Origin of the sequence: Chryseobacterium antibioticum (genome assembly GCF_012927325.1) — a bacterium.
GTDB classification, from domain to species: Bacteria; Bacteroidota; Bacteroidia; order Flavobacteriales; family Weeksellaceae; genus Chryseobacterium; species Chryseobacterium antibioticum.
Genome location: NZ_JABBGI010000012.1, coordinates 18,507 through 33,021 on the forward strand (window position 1 = coordinate 18,507; position 14,515 = coordinate 33,021).

The 14,515-nt window shown below is 37.5% G+C and carries 19 protein-coding genes; 8 read left to right on the forward strand and 11 right to left on the reverse strand.

Annotated features, from left to right (window positions below; genetic code table 11):
- Nucleotides 1-106 precede the first annotated feature (106 nt).
- The 5 genes from HHL23_RS10590 to HHL23_RS10610 all read left to right on the forward strand — a co-directional run bounded on the left by HHL23_RS10590 (nt 107) and on the right by HHL23_RS10610 (nt 4,669).
- On the forward strand, nt 107-562 hold the full coding sequence (locus HHL23_RS10590) for a hypothetical protein (protein ID WP_169234778.1): 456 nt from the start codon (nt 107-109) through the stop codon (nt 560-562).
- Between the two features lies 1 nt (nt 563).
- A complete protein-coding gene (gene dtd, locus HHL23_RS10595; protein WP_169234779.1) occupies nt 564-1,013 on the forward strand; it encodes a D-aminoacyl-tRNA deacylase in 450 nt (149 codons plus the stop codon).
- 14 nt (nt 1,014-1,027) lie between these two features.
- Nucleotides 1,028-1,606 (forward strand): hypothetical protein, encoded by a 579-nt coding sequence (locus HHL23_RS10600; protein ID WP_169234780.1) that lies wholly within the window; start codon nt 1,028-1,030, stop codon nt 1,604-1,606.
- A gap of 29 nt (nt 1,607-1,635) precedes the next feature.
- Nucleotides 1,636-2,763 (forward strand): serine hydrolase domain-containing protein, encoded by a 1,128-nt coding sequence (locus tag HHL23_RS10605; RefSeq protein WP_169234781.1) that lies wholly within the window; start codon nt 1,636-1,638, stop codon nt 2,761-2,763.
- A 250-nt stretch (nt 2,764-3,013) separates the two neighbouring features.
- Complete coding sequence (locus HHL23_RS10610; protein ID WP_169234782.1) at nt 3,014-4,669, forward strand: S8 family peptidase; 1,656 nt, start codon at nt 3,014-3,016, stop codon at nt 4,667-4,669.
- Nucleotides 4,670-4,734: 65 nt separating this feature from the next.
- Here the strand turns inward: HHL23_RS10610 and HHL23_RS10615 are convergent, their stop codons facing one another.
- The 11 genes from HHL23_RS10615 to HHL23_RS10665 all read right to left on the reverse strand — a co-directional run bounded on the left by HHL23_RS10615 (nt 4,735) and on the right by HHL23_RS10665 (nt 12,113).
- Nucleotides 4,735-5,247, reverse strand: a complete 513-nt coding sequence (locus tag HHL23_RS10615; protein ID WP_169234783.1) for a hypothetical protein — start codon at nt 5,245-5,247, stop codon at nt 4,735-4,737.
- Nucleotides 5,248-5,300: 53 nt separating this feature from the next.
- The gene (locus HHL23_RS10620; protein WP_169234784.1) at nt 5,301-5,840 is read right to left on the reverse strand and encodes a hypothetical protein; all 540 of its coding nucleotides are present in this window, start codon (nt 5,838-5,840) and stop codon (nt 5,301-5,303) included.
- 5 nt (nt 5,841-5,845) lie between these two features.
- A complete protein-coding gene (locus HHL23_RS10625) occupies nt 5,846-7,219 on the reverse strand; it encodes a DUF4153 domain-containing protein (protein WP_169234785.1) in 1,374 nt (457 codons plus the stop codon).
- A 108-nt stretch (nt 7,220-7,327) separates the two neighbouring features.
- Nucleotides 7,328-7,624: a hypothetical protein gene (locus HHL23_RS10630; protein ID WP_169234786.1), complete on the reverse strand. Its 297-nt coding sequence runs from the start codon at nt 7,622-7,624 to the stop codon at nt 7,328-7,330.
- A 9-nt stretch (nt 7,625-7,633) separates the two neighbouring features.
- Nucleotides 7,634-8,119 carry a Coq4 family protein gene (locus HHL23_RS10635; protein ID WP_169234787.1) on the reverse strand — a complete coding sequence of 162 codons (486 nt, stop codon included), beginning with the start codon at nt 8,117-8,119 and terminating at the stop codon, nt 7,634-7,636.
- 6 nt (nt 8,120-8,125) lie between these two features.
- Nucleotides 8,126-8,425: a hypothetical protein gene (locus tag HHL23_RS10640; protein WP_169234788.1), complete on the reverse strand. Its 300-nt coding sequence runs from the start codon at nt 8,423-8,425 to the stop codon at nt 8,126-8,128.
- Nucleotides 8,422-8,721, reverse strand: a complete 300-nt coding sequence (locus tag HHL23_RS10645) for a hypothetical protein (protein WP_169234789.1) — start codon at nt 8,719-8,721, stop codon at nt 8,422-8,424. The genes HHL23_RS10640 and HHL23_RS10645 overlap by 4 nt, the downstream gene beginning before the upstream one ends.
- 10 nt (nt 8,722-8,731) lie before the next feature.
- Nucleotides 8,732-9,571 (reverse strand): metallophosphoesterase, encoded by an 840-nt coding sequence (locus HHL23_RS10650; RefSeq protein WP_169234790.1) that lies wholly within the window; start codon nt 9,569-9,571, stop codon nt 8,732-8,734.
- 388 nt (nt 9,572-9,959) lie between these two features.
- A complete protein-coding gene (locus tag HHL23_RS10655; RefSeq protein WP_169234791.1) occupies nt 9,960-10,250 on the reverse strand; it encodes a winged helix-turn-helix domain-containing protein in 291 nt (96 codons plus the stop codon).
- Nucleotides 10,251-10,452: 202 nt separating this feature from the next.
- Nucleotides 10,453-11,070, reverse strand: a complete 618-nt coding sequence (locus HHL23_RS10660) for a hypothetical protein (RefSeq protein WP_169234792.1) — start codon at nt 11,068-11,070, stop codon at nt 10,453-10,455.
- A 278-nt stretch (nt 11,071-11,348) separates the two neighbouring features.
- The gene (locus tag HHL23_RS10665) at nt 11,349-12,113 is read right to left on the reverse strand and encodes an enoyl-CoA hydratase/isomerase family protein (RefSeq protein WP_169234793.1); all 765 of its coding nucleotides are present in this window, start codon (nt 12,111-12,113) and stop codon (nt 11,349-11,351) included.
- A gap of 312 nt (nt 12,114-12,425) precedes the next feature.
- On the opposite strand from HHL23_RS10665, the gene HHL23_RS10670 reads away from it, so the two are divergent.
- The 3 genes from HHL23_RS10670 (at nt 12,426) to HHL23_RS10680 (ending at nt 14,511) form a co-directional block, all read left to right on the forward strand.
- A complete protein-coding gene (locus tag HHL23_RS10670; protein WP_169234794.1) occupies nt 12,426-12,968 on the forward strand; it encodes a phage tail protein in 543 nt (180 codons plus the stop codon).
- 41 nt (nt 12,969-13,009) lie between these two features.
- A complete protein-coding gene (locus HHL23_RS10675; protein ID WP_169234795.1) occupies nt 13,010-13,552 on the forward strand; it encodes a phage tail protein in 543 nt (180 codons plus the stop codon).
- Nucleotides 13,553-13,683: 131 nt separating this feature from the next.
- Nucleotides 13,684-14,511 (forward strand): T9SS type A sorting domain-containing protein, encoded by an 828-nt coding sequence (locus HHL23_RS10680; RefSeq protein ID WP_169234796.1) that lies wholly within the window; start codon nt 13,684-13,686, stop codon nt 14,509-14,511.
- The last annotated feature ends 4 nt before the right edge of the window (nt 14,512-14,515 follow it).

The following is a 14,515-nucleotide window of genomic DNA, read 5'->3' on the forward strand; positions in this document are numbered from 1 at the left end:
TTTCAAAATTTAGGTTTGGTATAAAAAAATAATCCGACATTTGCCGGACAATGTATTACGTGTTATATCGTTTAACTTTTACAAATATATAAAAATTTAAATTGAAATGAAAAAAACTTTATCAATAGTCTCTATTTCAACCCTGCTGATTTTCAGCAATTTAACCATAAACTCATGTGGGAGCAGAGAAGATACCGTCAGCTGCTTTCCCGACAACCCTATTAATGTAACCTTAAACCTGAACCTTCCTGCTTACAACAATCTTAACTATGACGGAGGCTGGATTTATGTAAACGAACAGCAGTCCGGAACAAGAGGTCTAATCATAGTCCGTGCTGGAGATACCTTCAAAGTCTATGACAGAAACGCCCCCCATATCTGTCCTGATGCCAATACAACCCTTGAAGTTAAAGACGATATCAGTGTTCTTTGCCCTAAAGATAATACCAGATGGATCCTGAGAACAGGTCAGCCGGAGACGGGAGCAAAAACTTCCCTTCCGCCTAAAACCTATCTTTACAACTATGATCCTGCCACTAAAACTTTAAATATTTATTACTAAAATGAAGATCGTTATACAGAGAGTTTCTGAGGCCAGCGTAAAGGTAGATGGAAAAATTGTTGGGGAGATTGGAAAAGGACTGATGCTGCTGACAGGGATTGATGAGAATGATAAAAAAGCCGATGCAGACTGGCTTGTCCAGAAGATCTTAAACTTAAGAATATTCGGTGATGAAGAGGATAAACTTAATCTTTCTGTAAAGGATATTTCGGGAGAAATCCTGTGCATCAGCCAGTTTACCTTGATTGCTGACTATAAAAAAGGCAACCGCCCATCTTTCATCAAAGCTGCCAAACCTGATAAAGCGATTCCCCTATTCGATTATTTCAAAGAAGAAATAGCCAAATCCGGATTAAAGACCGAAAGCGGGATTTTCGGGGCAGATATGAAGGTTTCTCTTATCAATGACGGACCGGTAACAATCGCCATGGATTCCATCACAAAAAGTTGAAAACAGGCCGGACAATGAAGAACAAAATCCTGTTCAGCATTTATATTGCATTAACCGCTATTTTTATAACCGGGGTTGTTCTAAATTTTAATCGCTACAGCTTTGCGGGATATTATACTGATAAAGCAATCAATATCATCTGGCTTTTATGTACTGTATTGACAGTCATTTGGTTCTGGAGAGAGAAAACCGCCAAAATATATGGAATATTGCTTGTGGCTTTGATGCTCCTGAGTATCATTCCTATGATGATCCCTTTTTTTGGAATCGTCTATTATTTTTCTACGGCTGACGATTTTCAACAAATCCAGCTTGATAACACCTATAGAATTGAAAGAACAAGACCTGGAGCTCTTTCTAAAATCAAGATCCAGGTCTACAAAAACGAAGGTCTTATAGAAAAGCAGCTTTATGATACACCATATCAACAGGTTCTGAAAAATACATTAGAAGATCAGCATGATCCGAATCCTCCTATTCAGAAAGCAAAACTTGTCAATCTCTCAAAGGATAGCATCGGTATTGAATATTTGATTCAAGGCCACAGGAAAGTATTTTACCATAAGGAGAATGATGATCTCTATAATTTGTAGGCTTTATAGGCTTAAAAAAAACTCTATTTATGTTTCAGTATTTTAAATTAGTATCAGGACTTTTATTAACTTTTAGCTTGCATTTCATTGGCTATGCACAGAGTCGTGAAGAAATTTTAAAATCAAAACTTGATTCTGCATTTTCAGATTTATTTAAAGCGGATGAACCAGGCGGTGCCATTTTAATTCAACAGGGAAATAAAGTTCTGTACGAAAATTCTTTTGGGCTAGCTGATCTGAAAACCAAGGATAAATTCACAAGCAAAACCGTTTCAAACCTGGGCTCTATTTCTAAAACATTTGTGTCGTATGGAATTTTGATTCTTCAGGATCAGCACAAATTTTCGACTGATGACAATCTGCTGAAATTTTTTCCAGAATTCAAGAATAAAGAGATTGCCGCCAAGATTAAGCTCCGCCACGTCCTCACCCACAGTTCCGGGCTTCCTGACCTGAGAAATGTGAATAAAGACAGTATTTTTTACCTTACAGCCAGGGATGAAGAAAATTTCAGTCCGTTGAAGTCTACCAACACTTTGGAATTTGAACCGGGAACAAAATTCGAATATTCAAATCCGGCTTACAACGGACTGGCAATGGTGATTGAGAAAACAAGCGGTATGAAATGGCAGCGCTTCATCAATCAAAACATTTTTAAACCTGCGGGAATGAAAAATAGCCGTATCACAGATGGTAGCTTCCCTGATAAAAATGTAGCTCATGGTTATATTTTGAAAGATAAAATATATCAGGAATATGACTATGGCGAATACCCCACTTTTACTGCTGCCGGAAACGGAGGGGTATGGAGTTCCATCGATGACCTTAAAAAATACATTACCGCCATTAATCAGTGTAAGTTTGCTGACTGTTCTGTTATTAAGGCTTCAAAAACGGCATATAATCCATCCGGCTGGAAGGGTGAAAAACCGGTCTATCATACAGGAACCTGGTTTGTTCATCAAGGTTTTTATGCTAATACAAAAACAGAAGAAACGGTAAACGTTATAGAACATTCCGGTGATCAGGGCGGTTTTAAATCCCACCTCATCATGATCCCTGAAAAAAATATTTCTATTATCTGGCTGACCAACAACAATAAGTTCATTACTGGTCATATCAGGAGAATCCTTCTTCAGATGAAATATATTGACTAAATAATCTTAGATTTTCAATATTCTCTTTTTTCCTTATTATGATTTTGGGTATCGTAAAGACAATATGGAGAATATTTCATCATAAATTTAATTTCACAAAAATGTGATTTAAATTAATTTTATTCGCGTTTTCATGAATTACCATTTACAATTAATAATCTAGCAATCAAATTCATTTATTATTATTCTTATTTGATGTTTTTTCTGTTTTAAATTATATATTTGATTTACAACCATTTAATAAGATATTATGAAAACAGAAATTAGACTTTTCACATTATTTATTTTCAGCTTTTTCCTCTCTTTCGGTCAGGATCCGTCAGGTAGAAATGATAAGCTTAATTCAAACATTTATGTATGTTTTTCAAAAAACATTCCTTCTGAAAAAGAAGCACTCAGCCGAAATGCGGAATTGGCAGAGTTTGTTAAAATCAACGACATTTCATTTATTAATGATCTCGGTTTTAGTGACAGAAAACTTGAAGAAATGATCAAAGACAGCAGGGCCAACGGTAATTCCGGTGAGTCTGTTGAAAAACTAAAACGAATATTTAAAGTAAATATTCCTTTGCAAGACAACGAGACCGCTGAAAGACTGGCCCGTACACTTGAAAAATTTCCCGAAGTAGAATATGTCTCTGTCATGAGCAGTGTTCCTATTGAACCTCCATTTGTCAAAGCATTTGTGGCTACTCCTGATCTGGAAAGTCTTCAAACCTACCTCAACGACAATCCTGGGATCAATGCAAAATATGCATGGTCAAGAGGAATTACAGGGCAAAATATCAGAATCCGTGATGTAGAATATGGTTTTTACAAAACGCACGAAATGCTAGCCAATCAAAATTCTATACAACTGGAGCCGGGATATACTCCAAATTCAGGTTTATCAGGCAATAATTACCGTGATCACGGAACGGCTGTGGTGAGTATTTTAGGTTCCGTAAAAGATAACATCGGACTTTCCGGGGCAGCTTACAGCGCGTCACAGATAAAAGGCTACATGGAATGGACCACTGTTGGGTATAACAGAGCTTCTGCGGTAAGCAGATCGATCAATGCGTCGCAGGCTGGTGATATTATTTTATATGAAATGCAGACGGGTGGAAAAGACGGTCAGTATTGTCCTGCTGAATACGACAGTGTGATCTGGGATTTAACCAAAGCGGCTACCGACTCCGGAATTATCATTATTGCAGCAGCAGGAAACGGAAATCAAAATCTTGATGACCCTTTTTATGCATCCTATAATGCAAGAGGAAACAGCGGAGCTATTATTGTGGGTGCTGGTTCTCCCAATACGACCCATTCCAAACTGAGTTTCAGTACATTCGGAAACAGAGTGGATGTACAGGGTTGGGGAAGCAATGTTCTGGCAGCTGGATACGGTTCGTATCAAAAGTATGACAACGACAACAACAGAACCTATAATTATTTTAGCGGAACAAGTTCTGCAACTCCTGTGGTAGCTTCTGCAGCGACATTGATTCAGTCTTATTACTACCAGAATACAGGTCAGTATCTGACTCCGGCAGCGATGAAAAACTTATTGATCTCTACAGGAATTCCTCAGGGTGGCACTGTTGTCAATCAAAAAATAGGACCTTTCCCTAATGTGAAAAATGCCATATTACAACTGGAAGGTAGTTTTGTAGCCAAAACCAAAATTCAGGCTCCTTTAGAAATTAAGATCTATCCTAATCCTGCTACCAGCTCTATTGCGATTCACAGCAATGATGCTAAAAATCTTGATTTCGAAATTATCAATATGCATGGTCGAACAGTGGCAAAAGGTTCTGTTTCTCCTGATGAAAAGATCAATACTTCAAATCTTCCGGTAGGTCAATATATCATCAATATCACTGAAGGACCAAGAAGAGTGGTTGAAAAATTCACCAAATTATAACCCAATATAAATAGAAAACGTCTTTCAGTATTTGAAAGACGTTTTTTTTATTTGTTTTTAGACAATTATTTCGCAGGAATACTGCTGAAATTAAGAGCTATTTTAAGATTCATATCTGAAGTGGTCTGATTTTTCAGTTCATACACAGTTCTTACCGTAAGCCCTGAACTTTTCACTACCTCATCTAAATATCCCGTATCATTCAGATCCAGATTTAAGCTGGAAGAGTCCGTTGTTATATTGGAACGTGATGCTACCAACTTCTCTCCTGTTCCACCAGATGAAACATAAACTTTCACGGATTTTACAGCACTAAGATTTCCACCTGAAGGAGAAACTACAGAAATTTTAGCATCTGAAATTCTTACATCCCTAATCTTTGCGTTATTATTTCCTCCAAACCATGTCTGCACATTTGTAGCTGTAGAGGTGGAAGAAACTTCTTTATCTGCCGGCACTCCCGTAGATACCAAAACATTGGCCGTATAAGGAAATGTATTCTGAACCAGCGACTGTACTGTTCCACAGCTTACTACTACTGCTGAAACTGCCGCGGTCATTAGAAATATATTTTTCATAATTTTAAAACTTTAGTAATGAGTTTGCAGAAACTATACCAAATAGGTAAAACTTATTCTACACTTACATTAAAACTTCCTATCGTATTGCCGGAAGCCATGTTACTTTTCCCGATGATCAGCCATACTTCACCTTTTCCTTTTGTCTCGTAAATGATTTCTCTACTGAAAGGACCGTCGTAATCTCCGTTGGGAAGTTTGATCTGATTGAATCTTATATTAAAGTCTTTTTCATTCGTTGAAATCTTAGCTTTAATAGTGGTTTTGTCATAATGGGTCAGTTTTAAAACGAGTTCCTGACCATCTTTTGTGAATTCTTCTCCCAGTGTGAAAGGAAGCTGAGACGCATCTGCCGTTCTTATGATCTGGCCTTCTTTCTCGCTTCTCATCACACCTTTTCGCAGTACTTCTTTGGTAACGGGCGCATTGTTAATGATTGAGTCTTTCTTTCTAAGTTCAGCGGAATCTGCTTTTGCAGATGCATCCGGCATTTCTGTGACCACAGCAGAGTCCATATTCGGAGTTTCTGATATGTTCGCTTCTTTTTTACACGAAATAATAATCAATGGAATTAACAATAAGGATTTTTTCATAATAATTAATCTTTTAATGTTTCATAGTAAAGGATTTTTGAAAGGAAAGACTTGCCTTTTTCTCCTTTAACTTTTTCAAGTACTTTCTTTTTAAGCTGCGAATCATTTTTTTTATCTGCATACTTCAGCAGTCCTCTTTCACTGAAACTGACTTGCTCCAGGTGATAGTTCACGGCAAAATCTTTACGTTTCATATTCTGGGAAGTAATAATTCCGCCCCAGTTGACATAACTGCAAGCCAAAATTGTTCCATAAAAATACCAGGGCACCGCATTGAACAGGAATGCATTTCTTTTTTTCCTTTGAATTTTAATGAAAGTAAGAGCCAGCCCAATCAGCGCCAACAGGAGAAAAGCAAACACACCCAGCCTTTTGTAAGTAAATCCGTAACTGACAATATATTCGTAGTTTTTCACTGCTGCAGAAAGGACAAGAATGGCATTCAGGATGATCCAGATTCTGGCCAGTGTTTTCATCAGCTTTGCTTTAGGATCAAAGTTGAATCCGGATTTAAAATAAAACATAATCACCAATACGGCCATCACGATGGACATGATCACAGCATTCACTCTTTCATGGGTTTCTTCGGAAAGCTGAACCGGAGTTTTTGACACTTCATAGAATTGTTCGTAATTATAGGTGATAATGAAAAATACCAATAAAATATTCAGGCAGAAGAAAGAAATAACGCCACTTATCCTTTCTGCATCAAGATCAAGGAAGGAATAGGTTGCCTTCTGGATTTTAGATGAGTCCTGAAAGTCATCATCCAGCAAATGATTCTTTTTGTAAATGAATCGTTCCACGGCATAGTTCCAGTAATTGAATGCGATAAAAAAGCCCAGAACCGAAAGACCCAATAGCTGCCACAAATTAATATCCAGCTCATAATCCCTGAAAAGCGACGCAAAGTGATCACTCCCCGCAGAATAGATCCCAAAAAATATAGAGATAAAAACGAGCGGAATAACGATGAATGCTAATGTTTTCTGCCAGACGCCGGAAATATTTTTTTTAGGCAGCCATGCATCAAAACTGAAGAACCTGAAAAGGGAGGTAAAACTGTTGATGATAAAAACGGGGACCAGGAAAAGTATTTTCAGTTTCCTGTTTCTTGAACGATAGCCGAGTAGAAGAATGGAACTTACAACCGCCAATAAGGAAGGAAAATCTCTGTACCAGATAAAAGCAAGACTTGACAGGATACTTGTAACGAAAAGTATCAAAAAGATTCTTGTTCTGTTTCTTTCCGGTGTTTTAAACAAAGTCAGTAATGCGTAGACGATACCCAAGATACCGAGATTCATTCCAATGTCCTGATCATAGAATAGAATGACGAACAAAGCGGCTGTAAGGAATATATGATGATGTGTTTTCATGATGGAAAGGTTTAAGGTTTAAAAATTGAAGCATTTAAAGATTTAGAGGATCTTAATGGTTTATGGTAATGTGTTATTTTTGATTTAATCATCCCGGAATTGAAAAATTTATGGATTGGAATTAAATATGATAAAGAGATAAAGTATGGTGATTGGAATATTGACCAGAAGCAGCAGTACCGAGTTTCCGGAGGATTTTTTATCCGGAATATCTGTCAGGAATTCTAAAAGTTCATAGAGCAAAACAAGCATATTCGCTACCGCTGCGATGATCACAAAATAAAACCCGAATATCAGTAGAAAGTGTGCTTTTGTTATCAGGTAAACTATTAACAGCAAAGTCCCTGCTAGAAACGAGGTCAGAAAAGTGTTTCTGCCGAGTGTACTGTATTTTATTTCCTTCATGATCATTCATTAATAGAGTACTGTCGGTTTTTTCTGCTGGATATAGTCTTTCAGGTGATCGAAATTCTGCCACAGTAAGCTTTCAAAATCCCAGTGATAGAAAGGTCTCATGCTCTGTCCTTTTCTGTATGCCTTTATATATAATTTCAGATATTCAGGAAGAATCAATGTTCCTAATACGACGGCTGCCAGAAGATGGGCATTAAGTTTACCATTCCCCAAAAGAAGATACTGCATGGCGATCTCGTCTTCAAATTGGGTTCCGCATCCGGTGATCAAATGATGAACGTCATGGTCTTCCATTTTGGGAATCATGGAAAATCCGTGTTTTTTATAAAACTCACCCAGTTTCCTTCCCAAGGAATCTTCCTGGAATTGCAGTAGCTGTTCTTGATTGAACTGCCATTGTCTTTTTTTCTTTTTAAAATATTTTCTGTAAAGTTTCTGGGTTTTATCGTAGACAAAAAGCAGAAATTGAACACGTACTTTTTTCATAATGTATTATTTAGATATTAGACTAAGTCCTATTAAAGCGTAAATATATGCTACGGGAATATTGATCATTATCAGACTGATCGCTTTGAGACAGGGTTTAAATTTAGATCGATCTGCAATTCCATAAACCAATAATCCAATCACAAGGAGCAGATTGATAATAGTTCCGAAAATTAAAAGCATATAACCTCCTGCTGCAAAGCCATCGTTTCTTGTTATTAAATAACCGAAAAGACAGATATTGCCGAGTGCGAAACACAATCCGAAAATGAACTTTCCAATGTTTACAATTTCATGATCTTTCATAAGCCATCCAGATTAAGTCCTATTACGGCATAAAGAATAGCAACGGGAATATTGATCATCAGTATACCGATAGCTTTGAGGCAGGCATCAGACTTTGACTCATGAACAAGTCCATAAATCAATAGTCCCAATGCGACAAACAAGTTTAAAGCTGTTCCGAAGACAAGCAGAAGAAAACCGTGGTAAGCAAAGTCATCAATCTTTGTGATCAGATAACCGAAAAGGCAGATATTTCCCAGCGCAAAGCACAATCCGAAAATATATTTTCCAATGTTTATAATTTCATGATCTTTCATAGATTCTATTTTAAGCTTGCGTTAAAGTAAAGACGGTAATTTCGGGACGTACCATAAACCTTATCTGGAAAGAATGGCCAATAGCCCGGTTGATGTACAACATTCTTCCATCCTGAAGATCTATTTCCCCTGATACATATTTTTTATTTTCAACAGGAAGGACCGGTGTGATGATCCCGGGAATTCTACATTGTCCACCGTGCGTATGACCGCTTAAGATCCAACCTTGATATCCGTTCCATATATCTCTGTCGCAGGCGTCCGGATTATGACAGAGTACAATATTGGCTTTTGAAGGATGGTAATTTTTCATCACTTGTGTTGGATAAAAATTAGGTGACCACAGATCTTCAAATCCTATAAAATTCAGTCCATGGCTTTCTTCACTGCTGTTTTTAAGCATATGGATTCCAAAGTCCTGAAGAATATGGCAGATATTTTCTGAGCATTCTGTATCATCCCAGTTCTTCCCGTAATCATGGTTTCCGAGGATTCCGAATGTCGCCAGCTTTCCATGGACTGCATGTATCATTACTTTCTTTAAATCTTCCTGCTCCTGTATGGTTCCATGATTCACAAAATCTCCGGTATATACCACAAAATCCGGATTGAACTGCTGAGCTTTTTGAAAAGAATCAATTAGGAAATTCCAGTCGAAACGATCGCCGACATGCAGGTCTGATATCTGCATCAGTGTCTTTCCCTCTAATGTTTCCGGGAGATTTTTAACCGGAAGTTTTCTTTGGACAAATTCTACCCAGAAAGGTTCTACCTGCCAGGAATACAATGCAGGGAACACTCCTATCACAGAAAGCTGCGCTAATCTTTTAATGAAATTTTTTCTTGTCATCACTGAAACCTGTATGATTTAAAATCTTCGTTTAATTTCCTGCGAATGGACTTCCGAAAATCCCTACCGCCAACTCGACCCAGATCAAGGCCAAAACGATCAATACGAAAACGCAGATCAAGATTCTATGGCTTTGTTTTTTAATTTTGTGTCGCACTAAATTGATTAGAAATGCAGTGCTAGAGAGTAAAACTCCTGCGATCAGAAAATCTGTAGCTGACCAATTGACCTCCTTAGAAATTATATTCCCCATCAATGGAATACACAGCAGAACTAATGGAAGAGCATAAATCGTGAGTGTTTTTTGTTTTTGTGTCATCATTTTATTTAATTTTAAATTTATAAAGTACTTTGCATTTCAAAGTTAATTTTCAAAAAAATATAGGGTTTATCTTCCTAATAATTTTTCAAGAGCATCCAAATGGTCATTAAAAGCTTGCCTTCCATTCTGCGTTACGCGGTATGAAGTTTTCGGTTTTTTTCCTACAAATTCTTTTTTCACTTCAATATACGCTGCCTTTTCCAAGGCATTGCTATGGCTGGCAAGATTACCATCTGTAATTTCTAAAAGTCCTTTCATTTCAGAAAAATCAACCCAGTCGTTGACCATTAGAACGGACATGATGCCCAATCTTACACGGCTTTCGAATTCTTTATTGAGTTGGCTGATTTTAATCATTTTAATGTTATCTTATCTATACGGAAATAATCGTATAGTGCCGGTTCTACGGCTATTGTTTCTTTATTATGGTAGAGAATTCCCTTTCCTTTATAATTTCATACCTGAAAAACATGTTAAACAAAAAGCTCTTCCGAAAACTGCTGCAAAAATAAGGATTAACAAGATGACAAGCTTTTTCATTTCCGGATAATGACAATTTTTATTTATATTTTTTATGCATAATCAATCCATACACAATATGTAAAACCCCAAAACCGATGGTCCAGAATAGAAGTCCCCAGCCTAGAAAGAACAGAGAAAGCAATCCGAGTATGATCTGGCAGTATCCAAGGTATCTGATATCTGTCAACGTATATCTTTCTGCACTGACTAACGCAATTCCGTAAAAGATAAGCGTAGCCGGAGCCACCCATACAAAAAGGTGATGAAAAAGAAGGGCGAGGCAAAATATCCCGCCTGTTACCAAAGGAACAGCAAAAGTTAACAGCAGACGCTTGGTTGTCGCATCCCAGATCTTTTGTCCTTTCTTTTTGCTTTTGTTGGCCGTGAAAATATAGCCACTGAAGATAGCCGTTAATAAAATAACAGTTCCAATAAGGACCAGTTCTTTCACCAATGCCGGACTGAAAATATTCCTGGCGCCATCAAAATAATCAATCCCTTCTCTTTTAAAAACAAAATACACATATCCTGCACCTATTAATGCTGCAAGGCCGGCAACAACCCCGGACAGCCCACTCAATGAAATGAATCTGGAAGACCGCTCCATCATGGAACGGATATGAGATAAGTCTTCGTGATAGTTTTTTGAATCCATAAAAAGAACTTTGAATTACAAAGTTATAATTTATTTTGAATCTGCCAATTTATTTTTAAAAATTTTACACTTATTTTTTTACCATCGAATTCATGCAATCCTTAACTTTAAGAAAACAGAGTTGGACTGGTATTAATCTAAAAGAATTCTCCGGACATTTAAATAACTTATTATGGCAGATGTTTTTAATCGTTCTTTCCATTCGTGAATTTTGAACTGACCATCACAAAAAAACCGCTGAAATAATCAGCGGCTGTATCATCATGATCAACAAAAAATTATTTTGCTCTCAGTCTTTCTTTAATAGATTCAATATTTTTCTTTGCAGAGTCTTCAAGAATCAAACTTGCGCTCATATGGATTCTTGCAGGCATCAGTTCATTGAAGTGATCTGTTCCTTCCCATGACACTTTTTTAATTAAAGCTAAAGCATCACTGCTTCTGGAAGCCAGTGTCTGCATAAATTGGTCTAGTTTGGAATCCATCTCTGCGATGTTTTCAGATACGGAATGATAAACATTGTGCTGTTCTGCCCATTCTGCCGATCTGAAGTCAGCATCAATCGCCATGGCAGAGAACTGTGATTTTCCGATCTTTCTTTCTACGTACGGCCCGATCACGAATGGCCCGATTCCTAAATTGATCTCAGTAAGCGCCAGTGCTGAATCTTTAGTGGCAAAACAGTAATCTGCCCCGCAGGCAATTCCTACACCTCCACCGGTTGTTTTTCCCTGAACTCTTACTACCACTATTTTTCCGCAGTTTCTCATGGCATTCAGAACTTTAGCAAAACCTCCGAAAAACTTTGTGGAAGCTTCTAATTCTTCAATGGCCAAAAGCTCATCAAAACTTGCTCCCGCACAGAACGCTTTTTCGCCCTCACTTTTTACCAGGATAGCTTTCACTTCCTCTTTAGCTCCTTCTTCCAGGATGGTTTGAGCAAGCTTTTCTAAAATGGCACCCGGAAGTGAGTTGCTCTTCGGTGTTCCGAAAGTAATTTCGGCGATATTGTTTTTAATTTCTGAGGCTACGAATTCGTTCATTTTTATTTTAATTGGATTCTTACAAAAATACTAAATACCGCTCTTCCGGAGAAAATTATGAGAGATAAATTACAGATTAAACTGTACGCCTGACATGCGCCTGTTTTTCGCCATATAAAACTTTTATAGATCCGTGATAGAAATAACCCCATTACGTATAAATACGGACTCTCCAATTTGGTGTTTTCTACTCTAGTAACGGCTTTTAATATGTTGTTCCTTTGACTTATCAAAAAAAAACTCACAACCACCGGCGGAATCCGAAAAGCCCAAAACAGAGTAGGAAAATTTAATAACTGAAAAACTATTATCATGGACGAAATGATCGGAGTAATTAAATTATTTGCAGGAACCTTTGCACCTAGAGGATTTATGCTTTGTGATGGAACTTTACTGAGCATTCAGAGTAATACTGCTCTTTTTTCAATACTGGGAACTACGTATGGAGGCAACGGACAAACAACTTTTGCATTACCCAACCTGAACGGACGTACCCCAATAAGTCCTGGAAATTCTAACACAGGAAAGAGTTATCAGTTAGGAGAAATGGGAGGAACTCCACAGAATACAATCTTAACGTCTAATCTGCCTAGTTTTACGAGTCAATTGAAAGTTTCAACAGCTAATGCTACAACCTCTACACCTTCTATGAACTCATCGATAGCCGTTACAGGAACAACTACCGGCAGAGATTTCACTGCAATACCCAGCTTTGCAGATACAGCTCCTAATACTATTATTAATACTAATTCTGTGACATTCATTGGACAAGACCAGCCTATTAATAATATGCCTCCCTATTTAGCGATGTACTACATTATATGTGTGGAAGGAATTTATCCTTCAAGACCATAATTTTTTAAAACAAATTTACTAACTGAAAAAACTACACGATCATGGAAGAAATAATGGGAACCATCAAATTATTTGCAGGGAACTTCGCTCCAAAAGGCTTTTTGTTATGCAATGGAGCTCTATTAAGTATCGCTCAAAATTCTGCGCTTTTCGCAATTATTGGAACTACATATGGAGGAGACGGACAAAATACTTTTGCATTACCTAATCTAAATGGCCGCTATCCTATTGGTTCCGGGAATTCTAATACAGGACAATCATATCAACTTGGTGAAATGTCTGGATCACCACAAACGACCCTCCTTTCGGTGAACTTACCAAGCTTCAGCAGTCAGCTAAAAGTATCTAACACCAATGCCACTTCTTCATCACCATCATCAAGTTCGTCCATTGCCATTACGGGAACCGGTACCGGCAGAGATTTCGCTGCAGTACCCAGCTTTGTAGATGCTGCTCCTAATGCTATGATTCATCCAAGTACGGTTACTTTCATCGGCCAAAATCAACCCATCAACAATATGTCTCCTTACTTAGGACTTAATTACATTATTTGTGTTGAGGGAATTTTTCCTTCAAGACCATAATAAAATGCCTATCGTACATTTTGATTGTTTTTCAAAATACATTAATAAAATGCCATGAAAATTAGCCCAAAACGATGAAGCTCAATTTATCAAAATGTATAAAAATAAAACAACCTAAAAAAATTAAAATCATGAAAAGCTCTACTTTTTTAATAATCTGTAGTCTGCTCATCTCTACATTCGCATTTGCGCAGACAAGTACAGAAGTTTTTGAAACTGAATCTCAAAACAGCCCGAGTTTTACAGACAACGGAGTAATCTTCAATATTCTTACTCACGTGGGTGGGTTTGATATTCAGGCAAATTATCCAGGAACCGGATGGGGAGGTACTTCAGCAGACAACAGATATATAGATAATTCTGGAGGGGGGAATATTGCTACAGGAGCATCATTCAGTATAAAAACTTCTTCAAACTTGTTTAAAGTAAACAGATTCTGGATGTTCTTATCAGATACTAATCTTAACTTAACTGTTTCCGGAACTCTCACCGTTGCAGGTAAACTTGCAGGAGTGACAAAGTTTACGCAGACCAAAAGTACAGGTTTTGCCACCTCTTTATCGCCTACAAACGGTTACACCTTAATCGATTTAACGAATCTTAATGGTCAGAATTATTCAAATATAATTATAGATCAACTTCAGATTACTCTTGGCGGCGCGTATACCTACGGAGGTCTTGACGCATTCACCTGGGTAAAAGACACAGGTATCGTACTGGCAACGAACGAAGCTGCTACTTCACAAAAAGGGATGAGCATTTATCCTAATCCTACCAGCGGACCTCTTTCCATTAAAACGGAAGAAAATCTACAGGCCGAAATTTACAGCCAGGACGGGAAACTGCTTAAAAAACTTGATATGAAGACAGGAACCAATCAGGCAGACATCTCGGAACTTCCAAATGGCGTTTATATCCTCAAAACATCATCAGGGTCTTCCAAGATCATCAAAAAATAAAATT

Coding starts and splice junctions, on each gene's coding strand:
- HHL23_RS10615 (WP_169234783.1), bottom strand. CDS start 5,247: ATGAAAAATATATTTCTAATGACCGCGGCAGTTTCAGCAGTAGTAGTA.
- HHL23_RS10675 (WP_169234795.1), top strand. CDS start 13,010: ATGGAAGAAATAATGGGAACCATCAAATTATTTGCAGGGAACTTCGCT.
- HHL23_RS10640 (WP_169234788.1), bottom strand. CDS start 8,425: ATGAAAGATCATGAAATTGTAAACATTGGAAAGTTCATTTTCGGATTG.
- HHL23_RS10625 (WP_169234785.1), bottom strand. CDS start 7,219: ATGAAAACACATCATCATATATTCCTTACAGCCGCTTTGTTCGTCATT.
- HHL23_RS10655 (WP_169234791.1), bottom strand. CDS start 10,250: ATGATTAAAATCAGCCAACTCAATAAAGAATTCGAAAGCCGTGTAAGA.
- HHL23_RS10630 (WP_169234786.1), bottom strand. CDS start 7,624: ATGAAGGAAATAAAATACAGTACACTCGGCAGAAACACTTTTCTGACC.
- HHL23_RS10680 (WP_169234796.1), top strand. CDS start 13,684: ATGAAAAGCTCTACTTTTTTAATAATCTGTAGTCTGCTCATCTCTACA.
- HHL23_RS10605 (WP_169234781.1), top strand. CDS start 1,636: ATGTTTCAGTATTTTAAATTAGTATCAGGACTTTTATTAACTTTTAGC.
- HHL23_RS10660 (WP_169234792.1), bottom strand. CDS start 11,070: ATGGATTCAAAAAACTATCACGAAGACTTATCTCATATCCGTTCCATG.
- HHL23_RS10600 (WP_169234780.1), top strand. CDS start 1,028: ATGAAGAACAAAATCCTGTTCAGCATTTATATTGCATTAACCGCTATT.
- HHL23_RS10620 (WP_169234784.1), bottom strand. CDS start 5,840: ATGAAAAAATCCTTATTGTTAATTCCATTGATTATTATTTCGTGTAAA.
- HHL23_RS10590 (WP_169234778.1), top strand. CDS start 107: ATGAAAAAAACTTTATCAATAGTCTCTATTTCAACCCTGCTGATTTTC.
- HHL23_RS10610 (WP_169234782.1), top strand. CDS start 3,014: ATGAAAACAGAAATTAGACTTTTCACATTATTTATTTTCAGCTTTTTC.
- HHL23_RS10645 (WP_169234789.1), bottom strand. CDS start 8,721: ATGAAAGATCATGAAATTATAAACATTGGAAAATATATTTTCGGATTG.
- HHL23_RS10665 (WP_169234793.1), bottom strand. CDS start 12,113: ATGAACGAATTCGTAGCCTCAGAAATTAAAAACAATATCGCCGAAATT.
- dtd (WP_169234779.1), top strand. CDS start 564: ATGAAGATCGTTATACAGAGAGTTTCTGAGGCCAGCGTAAAGGTAGAT.
- HHL23_RS10670 (WP_169234794.1), top strand. CDS start 12,426: ATGGACGAAATGATCGGAGTAATTAAATTATTTGCAGGAACCTTTGCA.
- HHL23_RS10635 (WP_169234787.1), bottom strand. CDS start 8,119: ATGAAAAAAGTACGTGTTCAATTTCTGCTTTTTGTCTACGATAAAACC.
- HHL23_RS10650 (WP_169234790.1), bottom strand. CDS start 9,571: ATGACAAGAAAAAATTTCATTAAAAGATTAGCGCAGCTTTCTGTGATA.